The organism is Pseudomonas sp. PDM18 (genome assembly GCF_014852585.1).
Taxonomy (GTDB): Bacteria; Pseudomonadota; Gammaproteobacteria; order Pseudomonadales; family Pseudomonadaceae; genus Pseudomonas.
Window position 1 is genome coordinate 205557 of the sequence record NZ_JACVBX010000011.1, and the last position, 20112, is coordinate 225668.

The window sequence follows — 20112 nt, forward strand, 5'->3', positions numbered from 1 at the left end:
GACGATGTGCGCCGGGCATCGAACCCGGCATGTCGTGTCTGGGCCAGAACGGGTCGCTCAGCGTTCGAAACCGTATTCACGCTCGACGCGGCTGATGCGTACGCGGAAGACGCTGTACCAGTCGCGACGGCCGGCCTGCTGGGCCATGCGGTGCTCGGTCTGCTGCTTCCACTGGCGGATGGCGGATTCGTCGCGCCAGTAGGACACGGTCAGCCCTAAGCCGTCGGAGCCGCGAGCCGACTCGACGCCGAGGAAACCGTCCTGCTGCGTGGCCAGCTCGAGCATGCGTTCGGCGGTGGCGCCGTAGCCTTCGTCCAGCTCGGTACGCAGGGACGTGAAGGTCACCGCGTAGTAGGGCGGTTGAGGTGTGCGGGCGATCATGCGGGGCTCCTGAGGCGGCTGGGCTCTTGGCTGGATTGATGGCGGAAAGCGGCGGACAGGAGCGCTTCGGCCAGCGGCACAGCGATTCCGGCCAGCGCCTTGCGCTCGGGCTGGAACAGCGTGGCGACGAAGAACGGATGATCGCTCGCTTCCAGTGCGCGGATGTTGCCGTCCTCGCCATGGGCGCAGGCGCGCAGCGAGCCGCCGAACAGATCGTCCTGAAGTTCCGGGTTGACCCCGTACCGGCAGTGATAGCCTTCGCGGATTTCCGGCAGGCCATAAATCGCCGCCAGGTGCGAGCCGGCGATGAGGCGGATGGTCTCGCTGACTTCCACCAGCGAACAGGGCAGGGCATGCACCACCGGGCGCGCCGCTTGGGGATCCAGCTCGGAATGGGCCGCGTCGCTCCAGCCGAGGACGTTGCGGGCGTGCTCCAGCAGGGCGTGCTGGAAGCCGCCGCAAGTGCCGAGGAAGGGCACCTGGTTTTCGCGGGCGAAGGTGATCGCCTGCAGCGCGCCTTCGGTGTTGAGGTAAGGGCTGCCGGGGATGCACCAGAAGCCGGAATAAACCTCCAGATCCAAGCCTTGGGCGAGGCGCGGAGTGTCCAGCCAGTCCAGGCGCAGGGTGCCCGAATGCGGCAGCAGCGATTGCTGCAGGGCCAGGGGAATTGCCCAGTGGGCAGTGACGCGACTGTCACGGTCGCCGATCAGGCCTATGCGCAGTGCTTTACGACGTTTTCCCATCCTGTGTTCCCCTGGCGTCGTGGCCCATTGGCGGGCCCATGGGAGGCAATTTATAGTTGCGCAGGTGCAATCGAAAATGGGCGGTTGCGCAACCTTGGAGTGCGTCGATGCAATACCGTCTGGAATACGCCGATCTCGCTCTGGTGCTGGCGCTGGTGCGTGGGGGCAGCCTTGCGCGCGCCTCGGAATTGCTCGAGGTAGACGTCTCCACCGTTTTCCGCGCTGTGCGCCGGCTGGAAAAGGCATTGGGCACCGCGCTGTTCGAGAAGGGCCGCAATGGCTACCTGGCCACCGCCACCGCGCAGCAACTGGCGACTCAGGCGGAACTGGCCGAACAGGCGCTTGAGGCGGCGCGCCTTGGCTTGGAGCAGGGCCACGATGTGCTCAGCGGCACCGTGCGCCTGACCTGTTCCGATACCGTGCTGCAGGGGTTGCTGCTCCCAGCCCTGGCGCGCTTCATGAAGCGCTACCCGGCGTTGAACCTGGAGCTGACCACCTCCAACGCCTTCGCCAACCTCAGCCGCCGCGACGCCGACATTGCCCTGCGCCTGACCAACGCGCCGCCGGAGCATCTTGTGGGACGCAAGCTGGGAGAGGTGCACTACGTCCTCTGTGCCCACCGCGATTACCTGGCTGAGCAGGGCGACCGTCCCTGGCAGGATATGAGCTGGATCGCACCGGATGACTTTCTGCCCGACCACTCCAGCGTTGCCTGGCGCCGCCAGGTGTTCCCGACGGTACTGCCGGCGTATCGCTGCAACAGCATGCTGTCGGTCCTCGATCTGTGCCGAGCGGGCCTGGGGCTGGCGGCGCTGCCGGCGTTCCTGCTGCGCCCGGACGACGGGTTGCAGGTGCTGGAGCCGGAGCTGCCCGGCTGCAGCATCCATCTCTGGTTGCTGACCCGGCCGGACTGCCGGGCGTTGCGGGCGGTGGTGACGCTGTTCGAGGAACTGGCCGGGAGTATTCGTTTGCCGGCCTGAACGAAAAGACCCCGCTACGAGGCGGGGTCTTTGGTCTGTAGCAGTACTTACCAGTGACGGTAGTGCCCCGGCGGGCCGTAGTAGCCGGGGCCGTAATAGCGCGGCGGACCATAATAGCGGGGCGGGCCGTAGTAGCGCGGGCCGGGCACCACCACGACCGGTCGGTAGACTGGCTGATACACCGGTTGATATACGGGCTGGTAGACCGGCGCCGGCTGGTAGTACACCGGTGGCGGCGGGTAATAGGCGACCGGTGGCGGCGGAGCGTAATAAGGCGCCGGCGCGGGTTGCGAGCCGGCGACCACTGCACCCCCGACAACGGCGCCGACCACCGCGCCGATCGCGGCGGCATCGGTGTTGCTATTGGCCGCGGCCTGGCCGGCGAGGGCAAGGCCGGCGCAGAGCAGGGCGATCTGGGGGAGACGGTGAAGCATGATGCACCTCCTGAGGAACCCGGCGAGAAACCAGGTATCTATGAGACATCGGCCTCGAAAGAATCGTAACGCCGCCGGTGTAAAGGTTGTGTAAATGGCGCCGTACGGCTCTGCCACGGGCATCGCGTGTATCAGCCTGCAATATATCCATCTGCTGCCGCAGCCTTCGGGCTGGTAAGGTGGCGCCTTTCGCGTTTTTTCCATGAAGAATCAGGGAGACTTTCCATGCCCTTCAATCGAGTGACTTTCCTGTCGCTTCTCGCTGTCGCCGCCCTTGCCGGTTGCAGTTCCAAGGATTCCTCGTCCGACGCCGCCCAGCCGGCCGCGGACGACTCGTCGGCCATGACCGGCACCTGTCACGCCAAGGCGGTGCAGTCGATCATCGGCAAGGTCGTCAATCCGACCCTGACCGAGGAAGCTCGCCGCGACGCCGGCGCCAGCGTTGCCCGCGTGCTCACCCCACACCAGCCGGTGACCATGGAGTACAACTCGCAGCGCCTGAACATCGATGTCGATGATAACCAGGTGGTGAAGCAGGTCTCCTGCGGCTGAGCCCTCCGCCAGCCAGCGCCCATGAAAAAGCCCCGCCTAGGCGGGGCTTTTTCGTTTCCAGTGCGGGTCAGCGGTTGGCGGGCTTCTTGATTACGCGCAGCGCCTGGCTCGACTGGTTGACGCACTCCTTGTAATCGCCGGCCTTCTTCGCCGCCTCGGCCTTGGCGACATACTCGTGAACCACATTGACCTTCACGCCGGTGGCGTTGGGATTGGCGGTCTTGAGGAAGTCGGTGATCTGCTGCAGGTTGCCGTCGCACAGTGCGCTATCAGCGAAGGCGGGTACGGAAAACACCATGGCCAGGAGCAGGGCATACTTTTTCATCCAGGTTCTCCTCGATTTTCGATGCGCAAGTCTCGCGGCTGCGTAGCTTGCTAAGTGTCGACCTGCTGGCGACCTGCAAGATTCATTTCAATTTCCGCAACAAGGGTTGAGGTCGTAGCGCTTCATAGCGCACTGAAGCGCTGCTCCAGGCCTTGGTTGCGGAAGTGCTCGATGACGTAATCGACGAATACCCGCGTCTTTGCCGGCAGTAGTTTCTGCGCGGCGTAGTAGAGCGCGGTGTTGCCGGCGTTCACGTACCACTCCGGCAACACGCGCACCAGGCGCCCGCTGTCCAGGTAGGGCACGGCGTGCTGCATGCTCACCAGGGTCACGCCCAGATCCATGAGGGCGGCGACGCACGCGGCTTCCGGGTCACTGAAGGTCATGCGCTCCTTCAGCGCGATCGGCGCCTGGGCCTGCTGGCGATTGGTCAATGGCCAGGGGCGCACGCGGCCAGTCTGCGGCGAGCGGATGCGGATGCCATCGTGGCTGGGCAGGTCCGACGGATAACGGATTGCCGGACGGCCGTCGAGGTAGGCCGGCGAGGCCAGCAGCACCAGGTGCGCGGGGCTCAGCTTGCGCGCCACGACGCCGGGCGGCAGCTCGAAGCCGCCACCGATGGCCGCGTCGAAGCCTTCGGCGATGAGGTCGACCTGGCGATTGTCGAAGTGCCAATCCGGGCGAATTGCCGGGTAGCGCCCGAGGAATTCTCCCAGCAGCGGCAGGATGTAGTCGCGGCCGAACACCAGCCCCATGCTGACCTTCAGCATGCCGCTGGGCTGGCCGTCGGCGCTCGCCAGGTTGGCGATGGCGCTCTGCAGGCTGGCCAGGCCGCCGCTGGCCTCGACGAGAAATCGCTCGCCGGATTCGGTCAGTGTCAGGCTGCGGGTACTACGCTGGAACAGCCGCACGCCCAGGTTGTTCTCCAGCCGCGCCACGTTCTTGCTCACGGCCGCCGGGGTCAGGCCCAGGCGCCGCGCCGCGGCGGCAAAGCTGCCGGCCTCGGCGCTGCGGACGAAGCATTCGATACTGATCAGGCTTTCCATGGGTGGTATTCCGGACGTTTGGTATCGACTGAATATAGCGATTACTGGCTACCGAGTGACGAGTCCGAGAGGGAAACTGGCCCCGTCGAACTTACTCCCCCACTAGATTCCTGGAGACATCAAATGACCACCACGCAAACCACTCAATCCCTCGCCGGCAAAGTCGCTTTCGTACAGGGCGGCTCCCGCGGCATCGGCGCCGCCATCGTGCAGCGCCTGGCCCGCGAAGGCGCTGCCGTGGCCTTCACCTACGTCAGTTCGGCGCAGAAGGCCGAAGACCTCGCCGCCAGCATTGAGGCCGCTGGCGGCCGCGCCCTGGCCCTGAAGGCCGACAGCGGCGATGCAGCTTCGGTGCAGCAGGCCATCGACACCGCGGCTCAGCGCCTGGGCGGCATCGACATCCTGGTGAACAACGCCGGCGTGCTGGCCATCGCCCCGGTGGAAGAATTCAGCCTGGAAGACCTCGACCGCACCCTGGCGGTGAACGTGCGCAGCGTCTTCGTCGCCATCCAGGCCGCCGCGCGGCACATGGGGCAGGGCGGACGCATCATCACCATCGGCAGCACCAACGCTGACCGCATGCCCTTCGGTGGCGGCGCCGTCTACGCCATGAGCAAGTCGGCCATCGTCGGCCTGACCAAGGGGCTGGCCCGTGACCTCGGCCCGCGCGGCATCACCGTGAACAACGTGCAGCCCGGCCCGGTAGACACCGACATGAACCCGGCCGACAGCGACTTCGCGGCCTCCCTGATGGACCTGATGGCGGTGGGTCGTTATGGCAGGGCGGAAGAAATTGCCGCCTTTGTCGCCTACCTCGCGGGTCCGGAAGCCGGTTACATCACCGGTGCCAGCCTGACCATCGACGGCGGCTTCGGGGCCTGATCGACTCTTGGTAAGAACAGCGCGGCCGGGCTCAGGCCCGGTCGCGGCTCTGGATGTTCCAGTGCTCGGAGGTGGCGGCGAGTTTTTCCGAGAGCATCTCCACTTGTTCATACAGACGCAGGGTGAGCCAGTAGAAACCCTGCTTCTCGAAGGAGTCGGTGAGGTTGTGCGGCCGTACCGGCAGGTTGTCCAGGCCCTGGCAGGCCTGTACCAGCTTACTGGTGCGACTGAACTTCAGGGCGTGGGCCGATTGCAGCAGCAGGCGGCCGATGATCTGCCGGTGCGAGTCGAGGCTGGCCGGCACCGGTTCTATCTCCCCGGCCTCGGCGGCGAACTGCCGCGAGGCGATCAGCGATTCCAGGGTGCCCATGATTGCGCGGTGGATGCGCTGGAGAATCTCCAGCTCGCGTAGCGGCATCGCAGTCTCCTTCGATACCGGCCCCAGATGAGCGCGGGATGCCACCAGGCGGTGGTCCAGTTCCTCCAGTTGGCGGGCGAAATGCTCAGGCGTGAAGTCGTGGTTGGACGACAGCTGTCCGTACATCCGCGCGCAGGCCCGCAGGTTGTCCGAGAGCAGGTAGCGCCAGACGTAGACCGCCCGCAGCGGGTAGATCTGCGAGAACAACAGCGCCACCGCGACGCCGATCAGCACGTTGGCCGAGCGCCACAGCCCTTCGGTGAAACCCGTTTCACCGGGGCCGGCGACGATGCACATGGTTATACCCGCCAGCAGCGCGACGTAGCCGGGCCTGCGGATCGCATAGAAGGCCGAGGCCGCACCCAGCACCGACATGGTCAGGTAGGTGAGGGTGAGCGAACGGGTCTGGTCGTAGATCGCGATCACGCACAAGCCCAGCGCCGCGCCGACCAGGGTGCCCATCACGCGCTCGTAGGATTTGCCGCGAATCGTCCCTTGGTGCACCAGCCCGCCCATCACCACCAGCACCGTCACCGAAGCCCAGAGACCGTGGGGTAATTTCAGAGCGCTGGTCAGCAGCATCGAGGCGAGCAGCGCGAGGCCGACGCGCACGCAGTGAATCCAGGCGGCATAGCGATAGCGTGTGTAGGGATTGGCCAGGCGACGGAACGGCAGGGTGAGGATCGAGGGTTGCTTCGCCAAGGGAAGCGGCTCCTGTGCGGGTGCGGCGATGCAGCAAGGTTAGCCGCTCCCAGCCGGCAGGGGCGGCCTTGAGTCAATCTCCTGGTTATTGCCGGCCGACGAAGTAGTAGTCGCGCTCGCCGACGCGGAAGTGCTGCAGCACGCTCAGCGGCGCCAGCGGCACGGTCTTGCTTTCCAGCAGGGCGATGTGTTCGTCTGGCTGGCCGAGGAAGTTCATCAGCTCCTCGTGGGTCTGCAGCGCGGGGAGCAGGCTGCGGCTATAGAACACGCTGGCGCCGGCGAGGCGCTCGCTGGGCTGGAACAGCGCCACCTGGCGCCCGGCCATCTGGTGCTGGCGAATCCGCTCGGTTAGCGGCAGGAAGGATTCGTGCTGGTCGGCGCGGGGTTCGATCCATATCGCATAACCCAGGTAGCAGGCGGGTATCAGTAGGACCAGTAACACCGCGGCGCGGCGCATCCATTGCGAGGCCCGGAAATGCCAGCGCGTCAGCAGGGCGTGGCCGTATTCCGCGGCGATCACCGCTGCTGCCGGAGCCAGCGCCATCAGGTAGACCATGCGCTTGCTGGAAGCGAGGGTGAGCAGGACGAACTGCGCCGCCAGCCACAGGATGAAAAACAGCAGGTAACGGTCCTTCGCCAGGCGCTTGCGGAAATGCCAGAGCCCGAGGTAGAGCAGGATGTTCCACGGCAGGAAGGCCTGGGGCAGGCGCACCAGGTAGTAGTAGAAGGGTTCGAAGTGCCCCGCTTCGCTGAACGAGCCGCTGAAGCGCCCGACGCTGTTGGTCCAGAGGATTTCCTGCAGGGCCGCGCTGCCACCGTTGCGGTAGAGAAACAACAGCCAGATCAGCAGCGGCACCAGACCCGGCAGTGTCCAAAGCAGGGGGCGCAGCCAGGTGGACACTTCCAGCCGGCGCCTTGCCAGGCTGTCCCACAGCAGGCAGGCGAAGATCACCACCCCCGGCAGCGCCAGCCCCAGCACACCCTTGCTCAGGGTGGAGATGACAATCCCCAGGGCGAACGCCAGCCAGTCCTGCGTGCGCCCCGGCGGCCAGAGCCAGGTCTTCAGGAAGGACAGCAGTGCCAGGGTCACGCCCAACGTGAGCAGTGCGTCTTCGCCCACCTGCCGGGCGTTGGCCCAGAAGCTTGCCAGGGTCATCAGCATGAGTGCGGCAAGCAGCGCCAGAGTCGCCGGTCGGCCGATGCGTCGGAGCGCGCTGTAGAGCAGCAGCACGCTGAACAGCCCGGCGAACGCCGACGCCAGCCTGACGGCAAAAGTGGTGGGGCCGAACAGGCGGATAGCGACGACGTCGAGCCACAGGCTCAGCGGCGGTTTCTCGAGAAATGGCACAGCGTTCAGACACGGCGTTACCCAGTCGCCGTCCAACTGCATCTCCATCGCGATGCCCGCCACCCTGGGCTCGGTGGAACCCTGCAACTGATGATTGCCCAGCGCGAAGAAGAACAGCAGGCCGCCCAGCACGAACAGGAGGAGAAAGTGGTGGCGTGGTCGGAGCATTGCAGGTCCAGGGGAGGCTTGTTGCCTGCATGTATAGGCGACATTTCGTTAACGCGGAATTAACCTTTGCGGTGCTTCACTGCATCCCTCGCCCGGTATTCCCCTGGGGGTTGCCATGTCCGCTCGCCTGCCTGCGTCCCGTCCTGCCTCTCCGCGCCGCTTGCGCCGCCGTTACCTGCTGTTGGCGCTGGTCGTGCTGATCCTGGTGGTCGGCTGTCTGGCCGGATTCATGGTGCTGGTTCCGCCTTCGCCGTATACCCCCTTGTCGGGCCAGAACCCCGCGCAAATTACCCTGCTGGCGTTGGGCGACCAGGGCAGCGGCGACCTGCAGCAATGGCGCGTGGCCGAGGGCATGGAGCAGGTTGCCGAAAGCGAGGGCGGGGTGAACATGGTCCTGCTGCTGGGCGACAACTTCTACGGTAAGGCCCTGAGCGGAGTCAACGACCCGGCCTGGCAGCTCAAGTTCGAACGTGTCTATCACGGACACTGGCTCAGTCACGTGCCGTTCTATGCGGTGCTGGGCAATCACGATTACCCGGACTCATCCGTCGTCGAACTGGATTATGCCCGCCAGCACATGGGTTCGGGGCGCTGGCAGATGCCGGCGCCTTTCTATACTCGCGACTTTGGCGAAGTGGAGGGGCGCCCGTTGCTGCGCGTGGTATTCCTGGATACCAATGCCGATACCGCCGGCCGCCAAGGTCAGGCGGATTTCCTGCAGACAGCTTTCGCCGCCGGCCCCGCGCCGATCTGGAAAATGGTGGTTGCGCACCACGCGCTACGCAGCAGTGGCGGCAAGCACGGCGAAGACGCCAAGCGGCTACGGGAATTGCTGCCAGCCATGCAGCGCAGTGGCGTGGACCTCTATCTGTCCGGCCACGAGCACAACCAGGAGGTACTGGTTCGCCCCGGCGAACCGGCGTGGCTGGTGTCCGGTGGCGGCGGCCAGACCCTCGACGGGCTCAGGCCGGCCGAATCGGCCGATGGCACCCTGTTCGCCGTCGAGCAACACGGTTTCACGCGTCTGGCCTTCAGCGCCGAACGGTTGCAGCTGAGCTATTACGATCCGGAGGGAACGCGTGAGCAGAGTTTTCTCTGGGCGCGGAGCTGCCCCTGGATGGCCCAGGGCTGCCTGAAACAGAACGGCGGAGAGAGCTTGGCGACGAACAGGGCCACTGGCCAGTAGTTGCGGAGCAGGGGTTTTCGCTAGAATCCCGGACTTTTGCGCGCAGGGACCGCGCGAGTCCATCAGAGAGCCCCCATGCTTGTCGGCAGTTACGATCCCGCCCTTGTCCTGATTTCGCTGTGCGTCGCCATGCTGGCGTCCTACACGGCCCTGGACCTGGCCGGACGCATCGCGACCACCCGCGGCTGGCCGGTGCTGCTGTGGATCGGCGGCGGCGGGGTGGCCATGGGCATCGGCGTTTGGTCGATGCACTTCATCGGCATGCTCGCCTTCAGCCTGCCCATCGCGCTGGGCTACGACCTCACCCTGACGCTGCTGTCGCTAGCCATCGCCGTGCTCAGCTCGGGCTTCGCCCTGGCGCTGGTCAGCCAGGATCGCCTGCCGCTCTGGCAATTGGCCTGCGGTGCGCTGGCCATGGGCGCCGGAATCAGCTGCATGCACTACCTGGGCATGTACGCGATGCTGATGCAGCCGGGTATCGACTACGATCCGACGCTGTTCGGCCTGTCCCTGCTGATCGCCGTGGCGGCTTCCGGCGCAGCGCTGTGGATCGCCTTCAAGCTGCGACAGAACACGCCCTACGTGCGCCTGGTCCGCGCCGGCGCGGCGCTGGTGATGGGCGTGGCCATAGTCGGCATGCACTACACTGGCATGGCGGCCGCGCGTTTCCCCGAGGGCAGCTTCTGTGGCGCCTCCCCCAGTGGGCTGAACAGTGACTGGCTGGCGCTGCTGATCATCATCGTCACCCTGGCGGTGATCGGCATCGCACTGCTCACCTCGGTGCTGGATGCCCGCATGGAGTCGCGCACCGCGCAGCTCACCTCGTCGCTGGCCCTGGCCAACCAGGAACTGACCCAACTCGCCCTGCACGACAATCTCACGCGCCTGCCCAACCGCATCCTGCTGGAGGACCGCATCGAGCAGATGATCGGCAAAGTGCAGCGCGGCGGCGGGCACTTCGCGCTGATGTTTCTCGACCTCGACGGCTTCAAACCGGTCAACGACGCCTTCGGCCACCATGTCGGCGACCTGCTGCTCATGGCCGTGGCCCAGCGCCTGCGCGACAGCCTGCGCAGCGAAGACACCGTGGCACGCATCGGCGGCGACGAGTTCGTGGTACTCGCCGAACTGGCCGAAGCCGAGGACGCGGTGACCGTCGCCGGGCAGCAGATCAGCCTGCTGGCCCAGCCGTTCCAGATCGCCGGGCAGGAATTGCGCATCGCCGTCAGCATCGGAATCGTCGTCTACCCCGGCGACGGCGCCAGCCAGCACGAACTGCTGCGCAATGCCGACGCGGCGATGTATCACGCCAAGGGCAATGGCAAGAACGGCTACAGCTTCTTCGAGCAGTCGATGAACACCAACGCGCGCAATCACCTGCAGTTGCTGCACGACCTGCGCGCAGCCCTGGAACGCCGCGAGTTCATCCTGCATTACCAGCCCAAGTTCGCCGCCAGCGGTGAGCCCATTGGCGCCGAGGCGCTGCTGCGCTGGCAGCATCCGCAGCGTGGCCTGCTGATGCCCGACACCTTCATCGCCCTGGCCGAGCGCACCGGGCTGATCATCCCCATCGGCGACTGGGTGCTGGACGAGGCCTGCCGGCAGATGCGCGAGTGGTACCTGCAGGGCCATGAAAACTGGCGCGTGGCAGTGAACCTCTCGGCGCTGCAGTTCTGCCATGCGGCTCTGGTGCAGTCGGTGGCTGACGCGTTGCAGCGCCACCAGTTGCCGGCGCGCTGCCTGACGCTGGAGATCACCGAGACCACCGCCATGCGCGACGCCGATTCCAGCCTGGAGATACTCGGCAAGCTGTCGGAGATGGGCGTGGATCTGTCCATCGATGACTTCGGCACCGGTTACTCCAGCCTGCTGTACCTCAAGCGCCTGCCGGCCAACGAGCTGAAGATCGACCGCGGCTTCGTCCGCGACCTGGAGCAGGACAGCGACGACGCCGCCATCGTCTCGGCGATCGTCGCCCTGGGCCAGGCGCTGGACCTGCGAATCGTTGCCGAAGGGGTGGAGACTTCCGGCCAGCAGAGCTTCCTCACCCGCCTGGGTTGCGACTCGCTGCAGGGCTTCCTGCTCGGCAAGCCGGTGCCGGCTGAACAGTTCCTCGAACGCCTCAACGCTCCGGCGTAGGTGTCGCCAGCTGCGCACACAGAGCGCGCAGCTGCTCGCAGAGGCTGCGCCCCGCGCTGCCCAGTTCAGGGCGTGCATAGAGCGCAAGCTCAAGTCCCTCGATAGGTGCGAAACCTTCCTCGGCGGTCAGCACCCGGTGGCCTTCTTGGCGGCCGCGCAGGGGCAGAAGGCTGACGCCCATGCCTGCGGCAACAGCCGCTGAAAGACTTGCCAGGCTCGCGCTGCTGTAGCTGATGCGCCAGCGCCGGCCGCTGGCTTCCAGGGCGTGGATCATCTCCTGGCGATACAGCGCTCCCAGCGGGAAGACCACCAGCGGAAGCGGGTCACGGCCGGCAGCGGGTGTGGCGGCGCTGTCCTGCCAGGCCAGCGGTTCAGGCCAGTGAGCGAGGCAGTCGCTGTCCGCGCCCCATTGCTTGACCAGCGCCAGGTCCAGCTCGCCGCTGCGGTACTGGCGCAGCAGCTCCTGGCTCAGGCCGCTGGAGACTTCCAGGCGTAGCCTCGGGCGTTCCGCGCTGAAGGCCGCCAGCAGCGGCATCATCCGTTCGCCGGCGAAGTCCTCCGGCATCCCCAGGCGCAGCACGCCTTCGCTGTGCTCGCTGCTCAGCGCCTCGCGCGCCTCCGAGCCGAGCTCGAGGATGCGCCGCGCGTAGCCCAGCAGCCGCTCGCCCTGTTCGGTGGGCAAAACCTGGCGCTGGCTGCGGTCCAGCAGCCGGCAGCCCAGGCTTTGCTCCAGACGCAGGATCTGTTGGCTGACGGTGGACTGGGTGAGGTGCAGCAACTCAGCGGCTCGGGTGAAGTTGCCGGCGTCCACCACCATCACGAAGCTGCGCAGCAGGTTGGGGTCAAGCATTGAGATTCCCACTGAAAGTCATGTTTCTATTTAATTTCAGCATAGAACATCCCTTCGTCATACTGGCTGCATTGATTAGAGGCACGACAGCCATCACGGGGGAGCGCCTATGGATATGCCAACTGTTCAGACCGAGGACGTGCACAGCCGCGCCGCCGCAGACGCGCTGCTGAGCGCGGCCAGCGACGGGCGCGAAGCCGAGGTGGCGGCCCTGCTCAAACGCGGCGTACCGGCGGATGTGATCGACGGGCAGGGCAATACGCCGCTGCTGCTGGCCACTGTGCGCAACCGCGTGGAAGTCGCGCGGCTGCTGATTGCCGCTGGCGCCGACGTCAACCGGCAGAACCGCATCCATGACAGCGCCTACCTGCTGGCCGGCGCGTTGGGGCACCTGGACATCCTCCAGCTGACCCTGGCCCATGGCGCCGAACTGCGCAGCACCAACCGCTACGGCGGCACGGCGCTGATCCCGGCCTGCGAGCGCGGCCATGTGGAGGTGGTGGCGGCCCTGCTCAAGGCCGGCGTCGATCCCGATCACGTCAACAAGCTGGGTTGGACCGGGCTGCTCGAAGCCATCCTGCTCAGCGACGGCGGCCCGCGTCACCAGGCCATCGTGAAACAACTCATAGAAGCCGGGGCGAACCTGAACCTGGCCGACAACGACGGCGTCACGCCGCTGCAACACGCCCGCCAGCGCAACCAGACCACCATCGCCAGGATGCTGGAAGTAGCCGGCGCGCATTGATCGAACCGATTCGCTGGAAACTGCCATGTCACACGAAGTCTTCATGCGCGAGGCCTTGCAACTGGCCCGCGACAATATCGAGGCCGGCGGCCGCCCGTTCGGCGCCGTGCTGGTCAAGGACGGCCGGGTGATCGCCCGTGCCGCCAATTCCATTCACGTGGATTTCGATCCCACCGCTCACGCCGAACTGCTGGCAATCCGCCGTGCCTCGGCGGTGCTGGGCACGTCGCGGCTGGACGGCTGCGTGATCTACGCCAGCGGCCACCCGTGCCCGATGTGCCTGGCGGCCATGCACCTGTGCGGGGTGGAGGGCGCGTACTTCGCCTATTCCAACGACGATGGCGAGCCCTTCGGGCTGTCGACTGCCGCCGTCTACCAGCAGATGACCCAGCCGCCGCAGTGGCAGTCGGTCCCGCTGCGCGCGCTGCGTCCGAGCGGTGAACAGGGTCTTTACAACCATTGGCAGGAGCAGCGCTCGTGAGCCGCGGCATGACGCTGCCGGCCCAGGGTGAAGCGGCGGGGCAGAGCAGCCACGCCGGCTGGATCGGCCTGCTGGTGATCGTCGCACTGGGCATCAACCTGCGGCCGATCCTCACCTCCATCGGCCCGTTGCTGGCCGAAATCCACGATGCCACCGGCCTGGGCTTCCAGGGCCTGTCGATGCTGACGGTGCTGCCGGTGCTGTGCATGGGCCTGTTCGCCCTGGGCCTACCGTGGGTCGGGCCGCGCCTGGGCGAGAGCCGGGGCATGGTGCTCGGCCTGCTGGCCATCGGCGCGGCCTGCTTCTGGCGATTGCTGTTGGACAGCGGCTTCGCTCTGATCGCCAGCGCGGTGCTGGCGGGCTGCGGCGTGGCGGTAATCCAGGCGTTCGTGCCGGGTGTAATCAAGCGCTGGTTCCCGCACAAGGTGCCGTCCGCCATGGGGCTGTACTCGGCATCGTTGATGGCTGGCGGCGGCAGTGCGGCGGTGCTCGCGCCGGTGGTGTCGGAGCACTTCCACCGCTGGCAGGACGGGCTTGGCGCCTGGCTGCTGCTGGCCGTTGTCGGGCTGCTGCTGTGGTCCGTCGCCCGTCCGCGCGAAACGCCGGTGGCCGCGCCGCCCAAACAGAAGGTGCAACACTATTTCGGCAGCCGCCGCGCCTGGCTGCTGGCCCTGTACTTCGGCCTGATCAACGGCGGCTACACCAGCATGGTGGCCTGGTTGCCGGTGTATTACCGCCAGCTTGGCTGGACGGCTCAGGCCAGCGGCCAGCTGATCGGCCTGATGACCATCTTCCAGGTGATCGCCGCGCTGACCATCCCGCTGCTGATCCGCCGCTCGTTGGATCGCCGTGGCTGGTTGTGCCTGTGCCTGCTGATCCAGCTCGCCGGCTTCGTCGGGCTGATCTGCGCGCCGCTGCACCTGTCGGGCGTCTGGGTGGCGATGATCGGCTACGGCCTGGGTGCCTGCTTTGCCCTCAGCTTGACCTTGACCCTGGATCACCTCGCTGACGCCGGCGCGGCCGGGCGCCTGGCGGCCTTCGTGCAGGGCATTGGCTTCATCGTCACCGGGATCGTGCCCTACGTCACCGGCTGGCTGCGCGATAGCACCGGCAGCTTCCAGGCTTCCTGGGTCCTGCTGGCGGTGTCGGTGGTGCTGATGCTGGGCGTGACCCTGCGCTTCTCGCCCAAGGGCTATGCGCGGGCGATGCAGCACTGAGGCTGGATGAAACGAAAATGGCGCCCCGAGGGCGCCATTTTTTTGCCTGCATCGTTACACGGATGTAGCGATGTAGATCCGGTAGGCGATGATCGACAGCATGCTCAGCGTGCCGACCCACATCAGGAACACGCCCACCGGGCGATGGCGGATGGTGAAGCCGATGCCCAGCATGAACATGCCGAAGATGATGATGCCGAGGGTGATGAAGAGGGACGTGGGGTCCAGCGGGATGAAATGGGCAGTGGCGTCCACGGCGTGTCCTTGTCTGAAAGATCCGATATAGAAAGTCTAGGCCAGAGTAGGACCGAACTGCGTTGATCCCTGGCAAGCCGGTCCGGATCATAGCGGCCCGATGCGTTCAGCCCAAGTTCAGGTCTCCAGCAGGAGCCGGCCCTTGGCCGTGAGGGCGAGTTGCAGGCCGCGCCGTTCGGCAAATCCCAGGTGCACCAGCAGTAACTTGAGTTGGGGATGGATGACGTCCCCGCGCCTGACGCACAGGAGAAGCTGGCACAACTCGGCATGGTTGGACGTGGGCGGACTTCTCTCGACCTTGTTGTTATGCACTGAGCGGATTTCCCTGATTTCTGACGTCAGTGAATGCTGAATTCAAATCAGCTTCAGCTTATTTTCGATTGCTATCGGAAAAAGCTGATCGATATCCCGGTTTCTGACAGGTTCTGGGGCCAGTGTGCTGATGATCCTGCCTTCGTGCAAAAGGAAGGTGGTGACGATGCCGTAGCGCTTTGTCGCAGGCATAAAAAAGCCCCGCGGTCCGGAGCGTCAGACCGCAGGGTTAGAAGGTCGGGAGATTCCCGACCGGGGAGGATCGATCAGGCTGCCGGCGTCGGCTGCCAGCCGCCGCCAAGGGCCTTGTAGATCGCCACGATGCCGCGATACACGTCGACTTCCGCCAGGGCCTGGGCGTCCTCGGCGGCCAGCTGTTCGCGTTCGGCGTCCAGCAGGTTGAGGAAGTCCACGGTGCCTTCGCGGTATTGCAGGCCGGCCTGTTGTGCGGCGTTGCGGCTGGCTTCGGACTGGCGCACCAGCGATACCAGGCGTTGCTGGCGCTTGCCGTAGTCGCTGAAGGCGTTCGACGACTCTTCCAGCGCCAGCAGGACCTGCTGCTCGTAGGTCGCCAGGGCGCCGTCGGCGTCGGCCTTGGAGGCGCGCAGGCGGGCCCGCACGCTGCCCAGGTCGAAGGCCGCCCAGGTGATGCTCGGGGCCACGCCCCAGGCGCTGGCGGCAGACGAGCCGATCTGCGAACCGCGGCCGGCGGTGTAGCCGAGGAAGCCGCCGAGGCTGACTTTCGGGAACAGGTCGGCGGTGGCCACGCCCACGTCCGCGGTGGCTGCGGCCAGGCGGCGTTCGGCGGAGGCGACGTCCGGCCGACGGCGCAGCAGCTCGCTGGGGTCGCCAATCGGCAAGGCCTTGGCGATCGCCGGCAGCTTCTTCGGCGACAGGTCCACGCTCAGCGCGTCCGGGCGCTGGCCGAGGAGGGTGGCGATGCGGTTGCGCTGGCGTACTTCCTCGGCCTGCAGTTGCGGCACGCTGGCTTCGGTGGAAGCCAGGCGCGCTTCGGCGCGTTGCACGTCCAGTTCGCTGCCGACGCCGGCGTCACGCAGCTGGATGGTCAGGTCGCGGGACTCGCGCTGGTTGTCCAGGTTGCTCTTGGCGATGCTCTCGCGTAGTTGCGCACCACGCAGTTGCCCATAGGCATCGGCCAGCTCGGCGATCAGGCTGACCTGCAGCTGCTGCAGGTCGGCGACTATGGCCTCGCTCTGCGCATCGCTGGATTCCAGCTGGCGACGCACGCGGCCAAACAGGTCGACTTCCCAGATCATGTCCAGGCCCAGGTCATAGCGCTCCTGGTTGACCCGATCCTCGGTCTGGCCGGGCACCTGGCCCTTGCCGACTTGGCCCTCGGCGCGGCTGGTGACCGTGGGGAAGCGGTCATTGGCCACGTCGTCGCGGATCGCCCGCGAGGCCAGCACGCGGGCATAGGCCACGCGCAGCTCGCGGTTTTCCTTCAGGGCCTGGTCGACCAGCTGGGTCAGCACTGGGTCGTCGAACTGTTTCCACCAGGCGTCTTCGAAGCGGGTGCGGTCGTAGTTCTGCGCCTGGGCGTTGCTGTCCAGTTGGGCCGGCGCGGTGTCCGGCTTCTGGTAGTCGGGGCCGACCATGCACGCGCTGAGGGCCAGCGCGAGCAGGGAAGGGACGAACAGTTTCACGGCACTCTTGCTCACAGCATTGATGGTCATGACGCTCATGCCTGGTGGGCCTCGTTATTGGTCGTGTGGCTCAGGGCGGCGCGTTCCTGTTTCTTCGCCTCACGGGCTTCCATGAAGCGGCGGATCAGCACATAGAAGACCGGGGTCAGCAACAGGCCGAAGAAGGTCACGCCGAGCATCCCGGAGAACACTGCGACACCCATGGCATGGCGCATTTCGGCGCCGGCGCCGGACGACAGCACCAGGGGCACCACGCCCATGATGAAGGCGATGGAAGTCATCAGGATCGGCCGCAGACGCAGGCGGCAGGCTTCCAGTACCGCGCTCAGGCGGTCCATGCCTTCGTCCTGCTTGTCCTTGGCGAACTCGACGATGAGGATCGCGTTCTTGCACGCCAGGCCCACCAGTACGATCAGGCCGATCTGGGTGAAGATGTTGTTGTCGCCACCGGACAGGATCACGCCGGCGATGGCCGACAGCAGGGTCATCGGGACGATCAGGATCACCGCCAGCGGCAGGCCCCAGCTCTCGTACAGCGCGGCCAGCACCAGGAAGGCGAGCAGCACGCAGAGCGGGAACACGTAGATCGCGGAGTTGCCGGCGAGGATCTGCTGGTAGGTCAGCTCGGTCCATTCGTAGGTCATGCCATTGGGCAGCTCCTGCTTGAGCAGGCGCTCGATGGCAGCCTCGGCCTGGCCGGAGCTGTAGCCCGGTGCGGCAGCGCCGTTGATTTCGGCGGTGATGAAGCCGTTGTAGTGCATCACGCGGTCGGGACCTGCGGTGTCGCTGATCTTGATGAAGGTGGCCAGCGGGACCATTTCACCCAGGTTGTTGCGCACCTTCAGCTGGCCGATCTGTTCGGGTTCAAGACGGAACTGCTGCTCGCCCTGAACGTTCACCTGATAGGTGCGGCCGAAGCGGTTGAAGTCGTTCGCGTACAGCGAGCCCAGGTAGACCTGCAGGGTGTCGAAGATGTCGCTGATCGCGACCCCGTGGGTCTTGGCCTTCTCGCGGTCGATGGCAGCATCCACCTGCGGCACGTTCACCTGGTAGCTGGTGAACACCGACATCGGGTTCAGCTCCGGCAGCGCACGGGCCTTGTTGAGGATGTTCTGGGTCTGTGCGTAGAGCTCCTCGTAACCGGCGTTGCCGCGGTCCTCGATCTGCAGGCGGAAGCCGCCGATGGTCCCCAGCCCCTGTACCGGCGGCGGCGGGAAGATCGCGATGTAGGCGTCCTGGATATCCGCGAACTGCTTGTTCAGCTCGGCGGCGATCTCGTTGGCCGACATGCCCGGACCTTTGCGCTCGCTGAAGTCCTTGAGCGGGGTGAAGACGATGCCGCTGTTGGGGCTGTTGGTGAAACCGTTGATCGACAGGCCCGGGAAGGACACGGTGTGCTCGATGCCCGGGTGCTTGCCGGCGATGTCCGACATGCGCTTGATCACCGCTTCGGTGCGATCCAGCGTGGCGGCGTCGGGCAGTTGTGCGAAGGCCACCAGGTACTGCTTGTCCTGTTGCGGCACGAAGCCGGTCGGGGTGCTGGAGAAGCCCAGGTAGGTCAGGCCGATCAGTCCCGCGTAGAGAATCAGCGCAATCGAACTGCCACGCAGCACGCGGGTGACGGTACCGACATAACCGTGGCTGGCGCGGTCGAAGAAGCGGTTGAACGGACGGAACAGCCAGCCGCCCAGCAGCTTGTCGAGTAGCACCGAGAAGCGGTCCTTCGGCTCGTGGTGTCCCTTGAGCAGCACGGCAGACAGCGCCGGCGACAGGGTCAGCGAGTTGAACGCGGAGATCACCGTCGATATTGCGATGGTCAGGGCGAACTGCCGGTAGAACTGCCCGGTGAGGCCGGAGATGAACGCGGTGGGAATGAACACGGCGCACAGCACCAGCGCGGTGGCGATGATCGGCCCGGTCACCTCCTTCATGGCGCGCTTGGTCGCCTCGATAGGCGTCAGGCCCAGCCCGATGTTCCGCTCGACGTTCTCCACCACCACGATGGCGTCGTCCACCACGATGCCGATGGCGAGTACCAGGCCGAACAGCGACAGCGCGTTGAGCGAGAAGCCGAAGGCATGCATCACCGCGAAGGTGCCGATCAGCGAAACCGGCACGGCGGCCAGCGGGATGATCGAGGCGCGCCAGGTCTGCAGGAACAGCACGACCACCAGCACCACCAGGATCAGGGCTTCGAACAGGGTGTGCACCACCGCTTCGATGGAGCCGCGCACGAAGATGGTCGGGTCATAGACGATGGAGTAGTCCACGCCCTGCGGGAAGTCCTTCTTCAGCTCGGCCATCTTCTCGCGCACCAGGTTGGAGATGGCGATGGCGTTGGAACCGGGACGCTGGAAGATCGGGATGGCGACCGCCGGCTGGTTGTCCAGCAGCGAGCGCAGGGCGTACTGGCTGGAGCCGAGTTCGACGCGGGCGATGTCCTTCAGGCGGGTGATCTCGCCGTCCGGGCCGCTGCGGATGATGATGTTCTCGAACTCTTCCTCGGTGACCAGGCGACCCTGGGTGTTGATCGACAGCTGGAAGCTGGTGTCGCTCGGCGAGGGCGGGGCGCCCAGCGAACCGGCGGCGACCTGGCGGTTCTGCTCGCGGATCGCGGCGACCACATCGGTGGCGGTCAGGTTGCGCGAGGCGACCTTGTTCGGGTCCAGCCAGACGCGCAGGGAATAGTCGCCCATGCCGAACAGCTGCACGTCGCCCACGCCGTCCAGGCGCGCCAGCTCATCCTTGATGTTGAGGATGGCGTAGTTGGACAGGTAGAGCATGTCGTAGCGGTTATCCGGCGAGGTCAGGTGCACGACCATGGTCAAGTCGGGCGAGGCCTTGTCGACGGTGATGCCGATCCGCGTGACTTCCTCGGGCAGCTTGGGCTGCGTACGGGTCACGCGGTTCTGCACCTGCACCTGCGCATTGTCCAGGTCGGTGCCCAGGGCGAAGGTGATGGTCAGGGTCATCTTGCCGTCGGCAGTGGACTGCGAGGACATGTAGAGCATGTTCTCGACGCCGGTGATGGCCTGCTCCAGCGGCGCGGCGACGGTCTCACCGATCACCTTGGGGTTGGCGCCGGGGAAGTTGGCGCGCACCACCACGGTGGGCGGCACGACCTCGGGGTATTCGCTGATCGGTAGCTGGAACAGCGAGATGGCCCCGCCGATCAGGATGATCAGCGAGAGCACGGCGGCGAAGATCGGCCGCTGGATGAAGAATTGCGAAAAGTTCATGGCTGGTTCCTGTCGCGAACGCATCGTTCGCCAAACCCGGGACAA

At 65.9% G+C, this 20112-nt stretch carries 20 protein-coding genes; 8 read left to right on the forward strand and 12 right to left on the reverse strand.

Translation table 11 applies throughout. From position 1 onward, the window contains the following. Positions 1–57 precede the first annotated feature (57 nt). Complete coding sequence (locus IB274_RS21810) at positions 58–381, reverse strand: antibiotic biosynthesis monooxygenase family protein (protein WP_192434699.1); 324 nt, start codon at positions 379–381, stop codon at positions 58–60. Next, positions 378–1124: a CTP synthase gene (locus IB274_RS21815; RefSeq protein ID WP_192434701.1), complete on the reverse strand. Its 747-nt coding sequence runs from the start codon at positions 1122–1124 to the stop codon at positions 378–380. The genes IB274_RS21810 and IB274_RS21815 overlap by 4 nt, the downstream gene beginning before the upstream one ends. A gap of 107 nt (positions 1125–1231) precedes the next feature. Between IB274_RS21815 and IB274_RS21820 the strand changes: the two genes are divergently transcribed. Then, complete coding sequence (locus IB274_RS21820; protein ID WP_192434703.1) at positions 1232–2104, forward strand: LysR family transcriptional regulator; 873 nt, start codon at positions 1232–1234, stop codon at positions 2102–2104. A gap of 47 nt (positions 2105–2151) precedes the next feature. Here IB274_RS21820 and IB274_RS21825 read toward each other — a convergent pair whose 3' ends face one another. Then, positions 2152–2538 carry a hypothetical protein gene (locus IB274_RS21825; protein ID WP_081516786.1) on the reverse strand — a complete coding sequence of 129 codons (387 nt, stop codon included), beginning with the start codon at positions 2536–2538 and terminating at the stop codon, positions 2152–2154. 225 nt (positions 2539–2763) lie between these two features. Between IB274_RS21825 and IB274_RS21830 the strand changes: the two genes are divergently transcribed. Beyond that, on the forward strand, positions 2764–3090 hold the full coding sequence (locus tag IB274_RS21830) for an I78 family peptidase inhibitor (protein ID WP_192434705.1): 327 nt from the start codon (positions 2764–2766) through the stop codon (positions 3088–3090). Positions 3091–3157: 67 nt separating this feature from the next. Here IB274_RS21830 and IB274_RS21835 read toward each other — a convergent pair whose 3' ends face one another. After that, a complete protein-coding gene (locus IB274_RS21835) occupies positions 3158–3415 on the reverse strand; it encodes a hypothetical protein (RefSeq protein WP_192434707.1) in 258 nt (85 codons plus the stop codon). 122 nt (positions 3416–3537) lie between these two features. Further along, positions 3538–4461, reverse strand: coding sequence for a LysR family transcriptional regulator (locus tag IB274_RS21840; RefSeq protein ID WP_192434709.1), 924 nt, complete (start codon positions 4459–4461; stop codon positions 3538–3540). 123 nt (positions 4462–4584) lie between these two features. On the opposite strand from IB274_RS21840, the gene IB274_RS21845 reads away from it, so the two are divergent. After that, positions 4585–5343, forward strand: a complete 759-nt coding sequence (locus tag IB274_RS21845; RefSeq protein ID WP_192434711.1) for a 3-oxoacyl-ACP reductase family protein — start codon at positions 4585–4587, stop codon at positions 5341–5343. Between the two features lie 31 nt (positions 5344–5374). Here IB274_RS21845 and IB274_RS21850 read toward each other — a convergent pair whose 3' ends face one another. Then, positions 5375–6463: an FUSC family protein gene (locus IB274_RS21850; protein WP_192434713.1), complete on the reverse strand. Its 1089-nt coding sequence runs from the start codon at positions 6461–6463 to the stop codon at positions 5375–5377. An 85-nt stretch (positions 6464–6548) separates the two neighbouring features. Further along, the gene (locus IB274_RS21855; protein ID WP_192434715.1) at positions 6549–7979 is read right to left on the reverse strand and encodes an ArnT family glycosyltransferase; all 1431 of its coding nucleotides are present in this window, start codon (positions 7977–7979) and stop codon (positions 6549–6551) included. Between the two features lie 115 nt (positions 7980–8094). Here IB274_RS21855 and IB274_RS21860 point away from each other — a divergent pair, with 115 nt between their 5' ends. Then, positions 8095–9165 carry a metallophosphoesterase gene (locus IB274_RS21860; RefSeq protein ID WP_225614967.1) on the forward strand — a complete coding sequence of 357 codons (1071 nt, stop codon included), beginning with the start codon at positions 8095–8097 and terminating at the stop codon, positions 9163–9165. A gap of 75 nt (positions 9166–9240) precedes the next feature. After that, entirely contained in the window at positions 9241–11304 is a 2064-nt protein-coding gene (locus IB274_RS21865; RefSeq protein WP_192434717.1) for a putative bifunctional diguanylate cyclase/phosphodiesterase, read from the forward strand. Here IB274_RS21865 and IB274_RS21870 read toward each other — a convergent pair. Next, a complete protein-coding gene (locus tag IB274_RS21870; protein WP_192434719.1) occupies positions 11288–12154 on the reverse strand; it encodes a LysR substrate-binding domain-containing protein in 867 nt (288 codons plus the stop codon). The two genes, IB274_RS21865 and IB274_RS21870, sit on opposite strands and share 17 nt — an antisense overlap. Before the next feature lie 109 nt (positions 12155–12263). On the opposite strand from IB274_RS21870, the gene IB274_RS21875 reads away from it, so the two are divergent. From IB274_RS21875 to IB274_RS21885, 3 genes are read left to right on the forward strand one after another with little or no spacing between them, the layout of a single operon-like run. Beyond that, on the forward strand, positions 12264–12899 hold the full coding sequence (locus IB274_RS21875; protein ID WP_192434720.1) for an ankyrin repeat domain-containing protein: 636 nt from the start codon (positions 12264–12266) through the stop codon (positions 12897–12899). Positions 12900–12924: 25 nt separating this feature from the next. Then, on the forward strand, positions 12925–13380 hold the full coding sequence (locus IB274_RS21880; RefSeq protein WP_192434721.1) for a nucleoside deaminase: 456 nt from the start codon (positions 12925–12927) through the stop codon (positions 13378–13380). A gap of 8 nt (positions 13381–13388) precedes the next feature. Beyond that, the gene (locus tag IB274_RS21885) at positions 13389–14597 is read left to right on the forward strand and encodes a CynX/NimT family MFS transporter (RefSeq protein WP_192434807.1); all 1209 of its coding nucleotides are present in this window, start codon (positions 13389–13391) and stop codon (positions 14595–14597) included. Between the two features lie 54 nt (positions 14598–14651). On the opposite strand, the gene IB274_RS21890 is transcribed toward IB274_RS21885, so the two are convergent. The 4 genes from IB274_RS21890 to IB274_RS21905 form a co-directional block, all read right to left on the reverse strand. Further along, on the reverse strand, positions 14652–14852 hold the full coding sequence (locus IB274_RS21890) for a hypothetical protein (RefSeq protein ID WP_192434813.1): 201 nt from the start codon (positions 14850–14852) through the stop codon (positions 14652–14654). Between the two features lie 117 nt (positions 14853–14969). Further along, positions 14970–15164 (reverse strand): hypothetical protein, encoded by a 195-nt coding sequence (locus tag IB274_RS21895; RefSeq protein ID WP_192434723.1) that lies wholly within the window; start codon positions 15162–15164, stop codon positions 14970–14972. A 266-nt stretch (positions 15165–15430) separates the two neighbouring features. Further along, positions 15431–16858 (reverse strand): efflux transporter outer membrane subunit, encoded by a 1428-nt coding sequence (locus IB274_RS21900; protein ID WP_192434725.1) that lies wholly within the window; start codon positions 16856–16858, stop codon positions 15431–15433. 5 nt (positions 16859–16863) lie between these two features. After that, positions 16864–20067: an efflux RND transporter permease subunit gene (locus IB274_RS21905; RefSeq protein ID WP_192434727.1), complete on the reverse strand. Its 3204-nt coding sequence runs from the start codon at positions 20065–20067 to the stop codon at positions 16864–16866. Positions 20068–20112 lie beyond the last annotated feature (45 nt).

Excerpts from the sequence above, each read along its gene's own strand:
- IB274_RS21810 (WP_192434699.1), bottom strand. The coding sequence starts at position 381 with ATGATCGCCCGCACACCTCAACCGCCCTACTACGCGGTGACCTTCACG.
- IB274_RS21815 (WP_192434701.1), bottom strand. The coding sequence starts at position 1,124 with ATGGGAAAACGTCGTAAAGCACTGCGCATAGGCCTGATCGGCGACCGT.
- IB274_RS21820 (WP_192434703.1), top strand. The coding sequence starts at position 1,232 with ATGCAATACCGTCTGGAATACGCCGATCTCGCTCTGGTGCTGGCGCTG.
- IB274_RS21825 (WP_081516786.1), bottom strand. The coding sequence starts at position 2,538 with ATGCTTCACCGTCTCCCCCAGATCGCCCTGCTCTGCGCCGGCCTTGCC.
- IB274_RS21830 (WP_192434705.1), top strand. The coding sequence starts at position 2,764 with ATGCCCTTCAATCGAGTGACTTTCCTGTCGCTTCTCGCTGTCGCCGCC.
- IB274_RS21835 (WP_192434707.1), bottom strand. The coding sequence starts at position 3,415 with ATGAAAAAGTATGCCCTGCTCCTGGCCATGGTGTTTTCCGTACCCGCC.
- IB274_RS21840 (WP_192434709.1), bottom strand. The coding sequence starts at position 4,461 with ATGGAAAGCCTGATCAGTATCGAATGCTTCGTCCGCAGCGCCGAGGCC.
- IB274_RS21845 (WP_192434711.1), top strand. The coding sequence starts at position 4,585 with ATGACCACCACGCAAACCACTCAATCCCTCGCCGGCAAAGTCGCTTTC.
- IB274_RS21855 (WP_192434715.1), bottom strand. The coding sequence starts at position 7,979 with ATGCTCCGACCACGCCACCACTTTCTCCTCCTGTTCGTGCTGGGCGGC.
- IB274_RS21860 (WP_225614967.1), top strand. The coding sequence starts at position 8,095 with ATGTCCGCTCGCCTGCCTGCGTCCCGTCCTGCCTCTCCGCGCCGCTTG.
- IB274_RS21865 (WP_192434717.1), top strand. The coding sequence starts at position 9,241 with ATGCTTGTCGGCAGTTACGATCCCGCCCTTGTCCTGATTTCGCTGTGC.
- IB274_RS21870 (WP_192434719.1), bottom strand. The coding sequence starts at position 12,154 with ATGCTTGACCCCAACCTGCTGCGCAGCTTCGTGATGGTGGTGGACGCC.
- IB274_RS21875 (WP_192434720.1), top strand. The coding sequence starts at position 12,264 with ATGGATATGCCAACTGTTCAGACCGAGGACGTGCACAGCCGCGCCGCC.
- IB274_RS21880 (WP_192434721.1), top strand. The coding sequence starts at position 12,925 with ATGTCACACGAAGTCTTCATGCGCGAGGCCTTGCAACTGGCCCGCGAC.
- IB274_RS21885 (WP_192434807.1), top strand. The coding sequence starts at position 13,389 with ATGACGCTGCCGGCCCAGGGTGAAGCGGCGGGGCAGAGCAGCCACGCC.
- IB274_RS21900 (WP_192434725.1), bottom strand. The coding sequence starts at position 16,858 with ATGACCATCAATGCTGTGAGCAAGAGTGCCGTGAAACTGTTCGTCCCT.
- IB274_RS21905 (WP_192434727.1), bottom strand. The coding sequence starts at position 20,067 with ATGAACTTTTCGCAATTCTTCATCCAGCGGCCGATCTTCGCCGCCGTG.